The following is an 11,848-nucleotide window of genomic DNA, read 5'->3' as shown; positions in this document are numbered from 1 at the left end:
TTACTGCAGGACCGCCAAGAGGTCGCGCTCGGAGAGGATCACGTACTCCTCCCCGTCAATCTCAATCTCGGTGCCGCCGTACTTGGCGAAGACCACGATGTCCCCCTCCTTGACCTCGAGGGGCACCTTCTGGCCGTTCTCCAGGACGCGGCCCGTGCCCACCGCGATCACCTTCCCCTTCTGGGGCTTCTCCTTCGCGGTGTCGGGGAGCACGATGCCCCCTTTGGTCTTGGGCTCTTCCTCAATCCGCTTCACCACCACCCGGTCGCCTAGGGGCCTGATCACCGTTTTCACCTCCGCAGCCATACCCACTCCCTCCTTTGACGCTCAAAAGGCGAGAGTGTCAAACCAAGGCTTATTATTCCGGCCCCGCCAGGCTTCTGTCAAGGGGGTTGAGGGGGGTCTTGTAAGGAGCGCTGGCGCAGGGCCTCGTAGAGGAGGAGGGCGGCGCTCACCGCCACGTTGAGGCTGTCCGCCCGTCCCCGCATGGGGATCCGCACCCGCACCTGGGCCCGGCGCTTCCAGGCCTCGGGGAGTCCCTCGTCCTCCGTCCCCAGGAGGAAGGCCACCCCCTCCCGGTAGTCCTCCTCCCAGTACAGGCGCTCCCCCTCGGGGGTGGCGGCCACCAGGAGGAGGCCCTTCGCCTCGAGGAAGCGCCAGGCCTCTTCCTCGGAGACGGGGTAGACGGGGAGGGAGAAGAGGGCCCCCGTGGAGTTCCGGACCACCTGGGGGCTAAAGAGGTCCACCCCCTCGGCCAAGAGAACGAGGTCCGCCCCCGCCCCGTCCGCCGCCCGGAGGATGGCCCCCAGGTTGCCGGGTTTCTCCAGGCCCAGGAGGACCAGGGCCAGGGGCTTTGGGGGAAGGCGGGCTTGGGAGAGGTCCCTCTTGGGGATGCGGAAGACCCCCAGGACCTGGGCGGGGTTCTCCCGGCTGGAGATCCGCTCCAGAGCCGCCTGGGAGAGGAAAAGGACCTCCTTGTCCCCAGCCAGGAGGGGATCTTCGGGCCTGGCCTTGGGGCCGAGGAGGAGGACCTCCAGCTGGAGCCCCGCCTCCAGGGCCCGGGCCACCTCCCTCCGCCCCTCCACGAGGAAAAGTCCCCTCCGCTCCCGCTCCTTCCGCTCCTTCAGGGCGGCCAGGGCCTTGACCCGGGGGTTTTTGGGGCTAGCGATCTCCACCAAGGGCCACCTCGTACCGGGCCACCCGCGGGCCCGAAAGGGCCAGCTCTAGGCGCTCCACCTGGGGAAACTCCTCCAGGAGCCTCGAGACCCGGAGGACGATTTCCCGGTAGGGCTCCGGGTCCGCATGGCCCTCCAGGGGCTTGAGGAGCTCCCGGGCATCCCCTTCCGTGAGGGGGGTGAGGCGGAGGCCGAGGACCTGGTCCCCCAGGGGGGTGGGGAGGAGGAGGGTGAGGACGGGGCCGAACAGGGGATGGGGGGCGGCGTGGAGCCGGAGCGTAAGGCCCTCCCCCTCGCCCAGGGGCAGGCCGAAGGCCTGGAGGAGGTCCCGGGCCTCCTCGGGGGAAAGGGTCTTCCTGCCTTCCAGGAGCCTCCTGGCCTCGGCGAGCCTGAGGTCCGGGAAGTCGGGGAAGACGAGGGGCTCCTCCCGGAAGCGGCGGTAGGCCCAGGCCCGGACCAAGGCGATGGCCGCAGACTCGGGAAAGCGGTAGAGGACCGCGGGGCCAAGGAGCCTGGCCCGGGGCCCGTCTTGGCCCATGAGGCAGGCCAGGAAGAGCTTTTCCGTCCTGGCCTCCTGGACCAGGCGCACCACCGCCTCTTCCCGGGCAAAGCCCATGGGCACATAGAGGAGAAAGACGCTTCCCGCCTCCCCCTTTAGGGCCTCCTCCAGGGCCTTCCTGAAGTCCTCTTCCCGGGCCTCGGAGCCCAGGTCCACGTGCTCCACCTCCAGGTTCCCTTCCCTTAAGGCCTCGAGGGCCAGGTTGGAGGGGCCCGAGGCGTTGGAGACGAGGCGCACCCGCCCGTTTTCCGGGAGGCGGCCCGAGGCGAGGAGGGCGGCCACGTCAAAGGCCTCCTCCAGGCTGTTGGCCCGCACCACCCCCGCCTGGGCGAAGAGGGTGCGCACCAGGGGGTCGCGGGAGGGGTGGACGGCCAGGATCGGCTTCCGCTTGCCCACCCTCCGGGCCAGGCGGGAGAAGCGCCTGGGGTTGCCGAAGCCCTCCAGGTAGAGGAGGATGACCCGGGTCCTCTCGTCCTCCTCCCAGAACTGGAGGAGGTCGTTAGAGGAGAGGTCCGCCTTGGCCCCTAAGGAGACGAAGCTTGCGACCCCTAGCCCCATGGCCTCGGCGTAGGCCAGAACCGCCCGCCCCAGGGTGCCGGACTGGCTGGAGATGGCCAGGGGCCCCTCCCGGGGCAAGGGGACGAGGCCTGCCGCCAGGCGGGAGGCGGTGTGCACGAGCCCCAAGGAGCCCGGTCCCAAGAGGCGCATCCCTAGCCGCCTCGCCTTTTCCGCCAGGGCCTGGGCCTCCTTGGGGGTGAAGCCCGTGGTGAGGAGGATGGCCCCCCGCACCCCCCGGCGCCCCGCGGCCTCGAGGGCCTCCAGGACCCGCTCCTTGGGCACCGCCACCACCACGAGGTCCACGGGCCCCGGCACCGCCTCCAGGCCCGGGTAGGCGAGGAGGGGGCCCACGGTGCCCCCCTCCTTGCCGATGGCCTCGTTCACCGGGTAGACCGGCCCCTGGAAGCGGCCGAAGATGAGGTTCTCCAGGACCCGGTAGCCGATGCTCTCGGGGTCGCGGCTCGCCCCCACCACCGCCACCCCCTTGGGAAAGAAGAAGGGGTGGAGGCTCGCCAAGGTGGAGACCTTCTCCCGCCACTCAAAGCGCTCCGCCGCCTTCTCCGTCAGGACGATCTCAAACTCCACCTCCACCTCCCCCCCCTCCCGGTGGGCCTTGACCTGGAAGCCGCTTTCCATGAAGACCGAGAGCATCCTCTGGTTCTCCGGGAGGACGAAGGCCTGGAAGCGGCGCACCCCGCGCTTGGCGGCGAGGAGGGCGAGCCTCTCCAGAAGCAGGGTGCCGAGGCCCTTGCCCTGGTAGGCGTCCTCCACCAAAAAGGCCACCTCGGCGGTCTCCTCCCCCTTGAGCCGGACGTACTCCCCCGTGGCCACGATCCGGGGGGGCTCCCCCAGGAGGACCACGAGGACCACCTTTTCCTCCTCGGGCTTGGCGGAGAGGAGGAGCTTGGCCGCCTTCTCCGGGGCGATGGGGGAGAAGAAGCGCATGCGCAGGGAGGCCGGGGAAAGCCGCCTCAGGAACTCCACAAAGAGGGGGAGGTCCCTGGGGCCCGCCCGGCGGAGGAGGGCGGTGCGCCCGTCCTTGAGGAGCACGGGGCCCTCCTCGAGGCCGTGCTGGGGGGTGGGGGGCGGGACGTAGCCCATGCCCTCATTTTCCCCCAAAGGGCTCGTGCCCCCGCACCACCTTGGGTGCCCTCCCTTCCGCCTGAGCGCCCAAAGGGGCGTGGGCTAGGGCCTAGCTCCGGTAGAGGAAGCTCCGCAAGGGTGTAAACTGCACTCCATGCTCCGGCTGGACACCCGCTTCCTCAAAGACTTTCCCGAGGCCCTAAGCCGGCACGCCCCTCTCCTAAAGGAAGCCCGGGAGCGCCTCCTCGCCAAGCGCAAAGCCCCGGGGAGCATGCTCGGCTGGATGGACCTCCCCGAGGACACGGAGACCCTAAGGGAGGTCCGCCGCTACCGCGAGGCGAACCCCTGGGTGGAAGACTTCGTCCTCATCGGCATCGGGGGAAGCGCCTTGGGGCCTAAGGCCCTCGAGGCCGCCTTCAACCAGAGCGGGGTGCGCTTCCACTACCTGGACCACGTAGAGCCCGAGCCTATAAGGGAGCTCCTCCGCGCTCTGGACCCAGGGAAGACCCTGGTGAACGCCGTTTCCAAGTCGGGGTCCACGGCGGAGACCCTGGCGGGCCTCGCCGTCTTCCTGAAGTGGCTTAAGGCGCACCTGGGGGAGGCCTGGCGGCGGCACCTGGTGGTGACCACCGACCCCGAGAGGGGGCCTCTAAGGGCCTTCGCCGAGCGGGAGGGGCTTAAGGCCTTCGCCATTCCTAAAGAGGTGGGCGGGCGCTTCTCGGTCTTTTCCCCCGTGGGGCTTCTCCCCTTGGCCTTCGCCGGCGCCGACCTGGACGCCCTCCTCATGGGGGCCCGCAAGGCCAACGAGACCGCCTTGGCCCCCTTGGAGGCCAGCCTCCCCCTGAAGACCGCCCTCCTCCTCCACCTCCACCGCCACCTCCCCGTCCACGTCTTCATGGTCTACTCGGAGAGGCTACGCCACCTCCCCGCCTGGTTCGTCCAGCTCCACGACGAGTCCCTGGGCAAGGTGGACCGGGAGGGCAGGAGGGTGGGGACCACCGCCCTCCCCGCCCAAGGGCCCCAGGACCAGCACGCCCAGGTCCAGCTCTTCCGCGAGGGCCCCCTGGACAAGCTCCTCGCCCTGGTCATCCCCGAAGCCCCCGTGGAGGACCTGGAGATCCCAGAGGTGGAGGGCCTCGAGGCCGCCTCCTACCTCTTCGGCAAAACCCTCTTCCAGCTCCTCAAGGCCGAGGCCGAGGCTACCTACCGGGCCCTGGCCGAGGCGGGCCAGAGGGTCTACGCCCTCTACCTCTCCGAGGTCTCTCCTTACGCTGCGGGCTGGCTCCTCCAGCACCTCATGTGGCAGACGGCCTTCCTGGGGGAGCTCTGGGAGGTGAACGCCTTTGACCAGCCGGGGGTGGAGCTGGGCAAGCGGCTCACCCGCGCCCTCCTGACGCAAGGGGGATAGGGGAGGGGCGTGGAAACCCCTTTGTGATACCTTGGACGTGAGGAGGCCCCTATGGACCGCTTAGGCGCTATAGGCATCCATCCCAGGAAACAGGTCTTCTGGAACACCGTTTCCCCCGTCTTGGTGGAGCACACCCTGGCCCGGGGAGAGGGCCTTTTGGCCCATAGGGGTGCCTTGGTGGTGGACACCACCCCCTATACGGGCCGAAGCCCCAGGGACAAGTTTGTGGTCCAAGAGCCCGCCGTGGAGGGGGAGATCTGGTGGGGGGAGGTGAACCAGCCCTTTCCCCAAGAGGCCTTTCAAGCCCTCTACGAACGGGTAGCCGCGTACCTCTCCGAGCAGGACCTCTACGTCCAGGACCTCTATGCCGGGGCGGACCGGCGTTACCGCCTGGCGGTGCGGGTGGTGACGGAAAGCCCCTGGCATGCCCTCTTCGCCCGCAACATGTTCCTCCTGCCCCGCCGCTTTGGGGACGACGAGGTGGAGGCTTTCGTCCCCGGCTTCACCGTGGTCCACGCCCCCTACTTCCAGGCGGTGCCGGAAAGGGACGGCACGAGGAGCGAGGTCTTCGTGGGCATCAGCTTCGCCAAGAGGCTCATTCTCATCGTGGGCACCAAGTACGCCGGGGAGATCAAGAAGAGCGTCTTCACCGTCCTCAACTACCTTATGGTCAAGCAGGGGGTCTTTCCCATGCACGCCTCCGCCAACGTGGGGAAGGAGGGGGACGTGGCCCTTTTCTTCGGCCTCTCCGGCACGGGCAAGACCACCCTGTCCACCGACCCGGACCGCCCCCTGATCGGCGACGACGAGCACGGCTGGAGCGAGGAGGGGGTCTTCAACTTTGAAGGCGGGTGCTACGCCAAGGTCATCCGCCTCTCCCCCGAGCACGAGCCCCTCATCTACAAGGCGGCCAACCAGTTTGAGGCCATCCTGGAGAACGTGGTGCTGAACCCGGAAAGCCGCCGGGTGGAGTGGGACGACGACTCCAAAACGGAGAACACCCGCGCCTCCTACCCCATCGCCCACCTGGAGAACGTGGTGCGCTCGGGGACCGCGGGGCACCCCCGGGCCCTCTTCTTCCTCTCCGCCGACGCCTACGGGGTCCTTCCCCCCATCGCCCGCCTCTCCCCGGAACAGGCCATGTACTACTTCCTCTCGGGCTACACCGCCCGGGTAGCGGGCACGGAACGGGGCGTCACCGAGCCCAAGGCCACCTTCTCCGCCTGCTTCGGGGCCCCGTTCCTTCCCATGCACCCCGGGGTCTACGCCGGGATGCTGGGGGAAAAGATCAAGAAGCACGGCCCCAAGGTCTACCTGGTGAACACGGGCTGGACCGGGGGGCCCTACGGGGTGGGGCGCCGCTTCCCCCTTCCCCTCACCCGGGCCCTCCTCAAGGCTGCCCTTTCCGGGGCCTTGGACCGGGTGGCCTACCGGAAGGACCCCGTCTTCGGCTTTGAGGTGCCCCTCGAGGTCCCCGGGGTTCCCCAAGACCTCCTGGATCCCCGAAAGACTTGGGCGGACAAGGAGGCCTACGACCGGCAGGCAGAGAGGCTTGCCCGGCTTTTCCAGGATAACTTCCAGAAGTATGCCCAGGGGGTGGAGGAGGCGGTGCGCCGGGCGGGCCCCCGGGTGGAGTAGGGGCGATAGGGGGTGGGCGTATGGGGCCTCGAGGGCGGCAGGGACAAATGTACCTCACCCCCTGGCGGGCCCCTTTGGCAAAATGGTAGCCTGTACCGTCTGGGGGACGGGGTTCCTATGCGCCAAGCCTGGTTCAACCGTTACGCCTGGGGCGTCCTTCTGGCCAACCTCCTCGTGGCCCTCTTCGGGGCCTTTGTGCGGGCCACCGGTTCGGGGGCCGGGTGCGGGGCCCACTGGCCCACCTGCAACGGGGAGGTGATCCCCCGCGCGCCCCAGGTGGAGACCCTCATTGAGTTCACCCACCGGGCCACCTCGGGCCTCGCGTTTCTCTCCGTTCTCGCCCTCTTCCTCTGGGCACTCCGCGCCTTTCCCAAGGGGCACCCGGCCCGCTTCGGGGCGGGGCTTGCCCTCCTTTTCATGGTCACGGAGAGCCTGGTGGGGGCCTCCCTGGTCCTCTTCGGCTGGACGGCCCAAAACGCCAGCGCCGCCCGGGCCGTGGTCCAGATGGTCCACCTGGCCAACACCTACTTTCTCCTCGCCGCCCTGGTCCTCACCGCCTGGTGGGCCTCTGGGGGTACCCCCTTGCGCCTTCGGGGGCAGGGGGCGGTGGGGCCCGCCCTCCTCCTCGGCCTGCTCGCCCTCCTCTTCCTGGGCATGAGCGGGGCGGTCACGGCCTTAGGCGACCTCCTCTTTCCCGTGCGGAGCACCCTCGAGGCCCTGGAGCGCTCCTTGAGCCCGGGGGAGCACTTCCTGGTGCGCCTCAGGGTCTTGCACCCCCTGATCGCCGTGAGCGTGGGGCTCTACGTGGTCTTCACCGGGTACCTGGCCGCCCACCTCCGCCCCTCCCCCAGGACCCGCCTCCTGGCCCACGCCCTCGCCTACCTCTACGGGGTCCAGCTCCTTTTGGGGCTGGTGAACGTCTGGCTCAAGGCCCCGGTCTGGATGCAGCTCCTTCACCTCCTCCTGGCCTACGCCGTCTGGCTCGCCTTCGTCCTCCTGGCCGCCTCCGCCCTGGGCCGGGACGCCCAGCGGGTGGAGCTCGGGGAGGGGGGCCTCGAGGCCCACCGGGGGACGGGCGGGGCCACCTGGCGGGACTACCTGGCCCTCACCAAGCCCAAGGTGGTGAGCCTCCTCCTCTTCACCGCCCTCCTGGCCACGCTCATCGCCGCCCGGGGCTGGCCGGGGCTTCCCGTCTTCCTCGCCGTGGCCCTGGGAGGGTACCTGATGGCCGGGGCGGCCAACGCCATCAACATGGTGGTGGACCGGGACATTGACGCCCGGATGCGGCGCACCGCCAGGAGGCCCACCGTCACCCAGAGGGTCTCCAGCCGGGACGCCCTCCTCTTCGCCCTGGCCCTGGCCCTCCTGGGCTTTTTGGTCCTCTTCTGGGGGGCGAACCTCCTCGCGGCCACCCTGGCCCTCATGGGCCTCATCTGGTACGTCCTGGTCTACACCCTTTACCTGAAACGGCGCACTTGGCACAACATCGTCATCGGCGGGGCGGCGGGGGCCTTTCCGCCCCTCGTGGGCTGGGCCGCGGTCACGGGGGACCTCAGCCTCTTCGCCTGGTACCTCTTCGCCCTCATCTTCTTCTGGACGCCCGTGCACTTCTGGGCCCTGGCCCTCCTGATCCAGGACGACTACCGGGCCGTGGGGGTGCCCATGCTCCCCGTGGTGCTGGGGGAAAGGGTCACCGTGATGCAGATCGCCCTCTACGCGGTCCTCACTGCCCTCATCTCCCTCATGCCCCTGATGCTGGGCGAGCTTGGCCTCCTTTACCTGGCCTTCAGCTTCGTCCTTAATCTCTTGCTTATCCTTAAGAGCCTCGCCCTCTATCGCCAGCCCGAACGGAGCACGGCGGTTTCGCTGTATAAGTACTCTATGCTGTACCTGGCCCTCTTGTTCGCGGCCATGGCGGTGGACAGGGCGCTTTAAGGAGGAACCGGATGAGACGTGCTGCGTTGGCACTGGCTTTCCTGGGTATGGCGCTGGCCCAGGAGGGGCACCGGGTGGCCATCACCCATCCCGGGGGCTCCTACAACCAGGAGGTGGCCTTCCTCTGGCCCTGGGTCTACTTCTTCTCCTTCGTCATCTTCCTGGTGGTGGCGGGGAGCCTGGCCTATGTCACCTGGAAGTTCCGGGCCCGGCCCGACGACACGGCCGAGCCCCCCCAGATCCACGGGAACGAGCGCCTCGAGGTGCTCTGGACCCTGATCCCTATCTTCATCGTCCTGGTGCTTTTCGGGCTCACGGCCAAGGCCCTCATCCAGGTGAACCGGCCCATTCCCGGGGCCCTCAAGGTGGAGGTGACGGGCTACCAGTTCTGGTGGGACTTCCACTATCCCGAGCTCGGTCTCAGGAACTCCAACGAGCTCATCCTGCCCCTGGGCGTGCCCGTGGAGTTCACCATCACCTCCAAGGACGTGATCCACTCCTTCTGGGTGCCGGGTCTTGCGGGCAAGCGGGATGCCATCCCGGGACAAAAGACCCTGATCCGCTTCACCCCCAAGGAGCCTGGGAACTACTACGGCTTCTGCGCCGAGCTCTGCGGGCCCAGCCACGCCCGGATGCTCTTCCGGGTCCTTGTGGTGCCCAAGGAGGCCTTTGGCCGCTTCGTGGAGGAGGCCAAGGCGCCGCCCCCCGTGGCCGATGCCCGGGGAAGGCAGGTGTTCCAGCAGAACTGCGCCGCCTGCCACGGCGTGGCGCGGTCCGTGCCGCCGGCAGTCATCGGGCCTGAGCTCGGGCTTTTTGGCAACCGCACGAGCCTGGGGGCGGGGATCGTGGACCACACCCCGGAGAACCTGAAGGCCTGGATCAAAAACCCCGCCGGCATGAAGCCCGGGGTCAAGATGCCCGGCTTCCCCCAGCTTTCGGAGGGGGATCTGGACGCCCTCGTGCGCTACCTCGAGGGGCTTAGGGTGGCGGGCCTGGACCTCAAGGCCCTGCCCCGGTTCTGAATGGGAGGATCGGCATGGCGATTGCGGCAAAGCCCAAAACCGGTTTCTTAGGGGCCCTCTGGGACCTCCTCACCACCGTAGACCACAAGAAGATCGGCCTCCTGTACACGGCCACCGCTTTCTTCGCCTTCGCCCTGGCGGGGGTCTTCTCCCTCCTCATCCGCACCCAGCTCGCGGTGCCCAACAACCACTTCCTCACCGGGGAGCAGTACAACCAGGTCCTCACCCTGCACGGGGCCACCATGCTCTTCTTCTTCATCATCCAGGCGGGGCTCACCGGCTTCGGCAACTTCGTGGTGCCCCTGATGCTGGGGGCGAGGGACGTGGCCCTGCCCCGGGTGAACGCCTTCAGCTACTGGGCCTTCCTGGGGGCGATCCTTCTCGCCCTCATGAGCTACTTCTTCCCCGGCGGGGCCCCCTCGGTGGGCTGGACCTTCTACTACCCCTTCTCCGCCCAGTCGGGAAGCGGGGTGAACTTCTACATGGCGGCCATCCTCCTCCTGGGCTTTTCCAGCCTCCTGGGCAACGCCAACTTCATCGCCACCATCTATAACCTAAGGGCCCAGGGGATGAGCCTCTGGAAGATGCCCATGTACGTTTGGAGCGTCTTCGCCGCCAGCGTCCTCAACCTCTTCAGCCTGGCCGGGCTCACCTCGGCGAGCCTCCTTGTCCTTTTGGAAAGGAAGATCGGCCTCTCCTGGTTCAACCCGGAGATCGGGGGGGACCCCGTCCTCTTCCAGCAGTTCTTCTGGTTCTACTCCCACCCCACGGTCTACGTGATGCTCCTGCCCTACCTGGGGATCCTCGCCGAGGTGGCCTCTACCTTCGCCAGGAAGCCCCTCTTCGGCTACCGGCAGATGGTCTGGGCCCAGATGGGCATCGTGGTCCTGGGCACCATGGTCTGGGCCCACCACATGTTCACCGTGGGGGAGAGCACCCTCTTCCAGATCGCCTTCGCCTTCTTCACCGCCCTCATCGCCGTGCCCACCGGGGTTAAGCTCTTTAACATCATCGGCACCCTCTGGGGCGGGAAGCTCCAGATGAAGACCCCCCTCCTTTGGGTCCTGGGCTTCATCTTCAACTTCCTCCTCGGGGGGATCACCGGGGTCATGCTCTCCATGGTCCCCCTGGACTACCACTTCCAGGACTCCTACTTCGTGGTGGCCCACTTCCACAACGTCCTCATGGCGGGCTCGGGCTTCGGGGCCTTCGCCGGGCTTTACTACTGGTGGCCCAAGATGACGGGCCGGATGTACGACGAAAGGCTGGGCCGCCTCCACTTCTGGCTCTTCCTGGTGGGCTACCTCCTCACCTTCCTGCCCCAGTACGCCCTGGGCTACCTGGGGATGCCCCGGCGCTACTACACCTACAACGCCGACATCGCCGGCTGGCCCGAGCTCAACCTTCTCTCCACCCTCGGGGCCTACATCCTGGGCCTGGGCGGCCTGGTCTGGGTCTACACCATGCTGAAGAGCCTCCGCTCGGGCGAGAAGGCCCCGGCCAACCCCTGGGGGGGCTACACCCTGGAGTGGCTCACGGACTCTCCCCCCAAGGCCCACAACTTTGACGTGGTCTTGCCCAAGGAGTTCCACTCGGAGCGGCCCCTTTACGACTGGCCTAGGCGGGGGGTGGAGCTGAAGCCGGAGGACCCGGGCCACATCCACCTGCCCAACAGCTCCTTCTGGCCCTTCTACTCCGCCGCCACCCTCTTCGCCTTCTTCGTGAGTGTGGCCGCCCTCCCCGTGCCCAACGTCTGGATGTGGCTCTTCCTCGCCCTCTTCGCCTACGGCCTCGTGCGGTGGGCCCTGGAGGACGAGTACAGCCACCCGGTGGAGCACCACACCGTCACGGGCAAGTCCAACGCCTGGATGGGGATGGCCTGGTTCATCGTCTCCGAGGTGGGCCTCTTCGCCATCCTCATTGCCGGCTACCTCTACCTCCGCCTCTCCGGCCACGCGGTGCCCCCGGCCGAAAGGCCCGCCCTTTGGCTCGCCCTCCTCAACACCTTTCTCCTGGTGAGCTCCTCCTTCACCGTCCACTTCGCCCACCACGACCTTAGGCGGGGCCGCTTCAACCCCTTCCGCTTTGGCCTCCTCGTCACCATCCTCCTCGGCGTCCTCTTCTTCCTCTTCCAGGCCTGGGAGTTCTACCAGTTCCACCACCACTCTTCCTGGCAGGAGAACCTCTGGACGGCGGCCTTCTTCACCATCGTGGGCCTCCACGGTCTGCACGTGGTCATCGGGGGCTTTGGCCTCATCCTCGCCTACCTGCAAGCCCTCCGGGGCAAGATCACCCTGCACAACCACGGCACCCTCGAGGCCGCCAGCATGTACTGGCACCTGGTGGACGCGGTCTGGCTCTTCATCGTCACCCTCTTCTACATCTGGTAGCCCGAAGGGCGCCCTGGTCCCCGCCGGGAGGCGGGGGCCTTGGCTATGCCATGCGGGCCCCGGTAGAAAGTCCCCGCGGG

General features: G+C 68.0%; 8 protein-coding genes. 5 read left to right on the top strand and 3 right to left on the bottom strand.

Annotated features, from left to right (window positions below; all coding sequences use genetic code 11):
* The 3 genes from groES to H531_RS0100390 form a co-directional block, all read right to left on the bottom strand.
* The gene (groES, locus tag H531_RS0100400; protein WP_022797391.1) at positions 1–306 is read right to left on the bottom strand and encodes a co-chaperone GroES; all 306 of its coding nucleotides are present in this window, start codon (positions 304–306) and stop codon (positions 1–3) included.
* Between the two features lie 77 nt (positions 307–383).
* A complete protein-coding gene (locus tag H531_RS0100395; protein WP_028490560.1) occupies positions 384–1,175 on the bottom strand; it encodes a TrmH family RNA methyltransferase in 792 nt (263 codons plus the stop codon).
* The gene (locus H531_RS0100390; RefSeq protein ID WP_022797389.1) at positions 1,162–3,393 is read right to left on the bottom strand and encodes a GNAT family N-acetyltransferase; all 2,232 of its coding nucleotides are present in this window, start codon (positions 3,391–3,393) and stop codon (positions 1,162–1,164) included. The genes H531_RS0100395 and H531_RS0100390 overlap by 14 nt, the downstream gene beginning before the upstream one ends.
* Before the next feature lie 136 nt (positions 3,394–3,529).
* Between H531_RS0100390 and pgi the strand changes: the two genes are divergently transcribed.
* The 5 genes from pgi to ctaD all read left to right on the top strand — a co-directional run bounded on the left by pgi (position 3,530) and on the right by ctaD (position 11,768).
* The gene (gene pgi / locus H531_RS0100385) at positions 3,530–4,783 is read left to right on the top strand and encodes a glucose-6-phosphate isomerase (protein WP_022797388.1); all 1,254 of its coding nucleotides are present in this window, start codon (positions 3,530–3,532) and stop codon (positions 4,781–4,783) included.
* Positions 4,784–4,834: 51 nt separating this feature from the next.
* Positions 4,835–6,421 carry a phosphoenolpyruvate carboxykinase (ATP) gene (pckA, locus tag H531_RS0100380; protein WP_022797387.1) on the top strand — a complete coding sequence of 529 codons (1,587 nt, stop codon included), beginning with the start codon at positions 4,835–4,837 and terminating at the stop codon, positions 6,419–6,421.
* A gap of 117 nt (positions 6,422–6,538) precedes the next feature.
* Complete coding sequence (locus H531_RS0100375; RefSeq protein WP_022797386.1) at positions 6,539–8,356, top strand: heme o synthase; 1,818 nt, start codon at positions 6,539–6,541, stop codon at positions 8,354–8,356.
* An 11-nt stretch (positions 8,357–8,367) separates the two neighbouring features.
* On the top strand, positions 8,368–9,378 hold the full coding sequence (coxB, locus tag H531_RS0100370) for a cytochrome c oxidase subunit II (protein ID WP_022797385.1): 1,011 nt from the start codon (positions 8,368–8,370) through the stop codon (positions 9,376–9,378).
* 14 nt (positions 9,379–9,392) lie between these two features.
* Entirely contained in the window at positions 9,393–11,768 is a 2,376-nt protein-coding gene (gene ctaD, locus H531_RS0100365) for a cytochrome c oxidase subunit I (protein ID WP_022797384.1), read from the top strand.
* The last annotated feature ends 80 nt before the right edge of the window (positions 11,769–11,848 follow it).

It is taken from the genome of Thermus islandicus DSM 21543, from assembly GCF_000421625.1.
Taxonomy (GTDB): domain Bacteria; phylum Deinococcota; class Deinococci; order Deinococcales; family Thermaceae; genus Thermus; species Thermus islandicus.
Note: the sequence above shows the minus strand (reverse complement) of the source record. Positions and strands in the feature narration are given on the sequence as shown.

Bases quoted from the DNA above. Each gene is read 5' to 3' on its own strand.
- groES (WP_022797391.1), bottom strand. From the start codon at position 306: ATGGCTGCGGAGGTGAAAACGGTGATCAGGCCCCTAGGCGACCGGGTG.
- H531_RS0100390 (WP_022797389.1), bottom strand. From the start codon at position 3,393: ATGGGCTACGTCCCGCCCCCCACCCCCCAGCACGGCCTCGAGGAGGGC.
- pgi (WP_022797388.1), top strand. From the start codon at position 3,530: ATGCTCCGGCTGGACACCCGCTTCCTCAAAGACTTTCCCGAGGCCCTA.
- pckA (WP_022797387.1), top strand. From the start codon at position 4,835: ATGGACCGCTTAGGCGCTATAGGCATCCATCCCAGGAAACAGGTCTTC.
- H531_RS0100375 (WP_022797386.1), top strand. From the start codon at position 6,539: ATGCGCCAAGCCTGGTTCAACCGTTACGCCTGGGGCGTCCTTCTGGCC.
- coxB (WP_022797385.1), top strand. From the start codon at position 8,368: ATGAGACGTGCTGCGTTGGCACTGGCTTTCCTGGGTATGGCGCTGGCC.
- ctaD (WP_022797384.1), top strand. From the start codon at position 9,393: ATGGCGATTGCGGCAAAGCCCAAAACCGGTTTCTTAGGGGCCCTCTGG.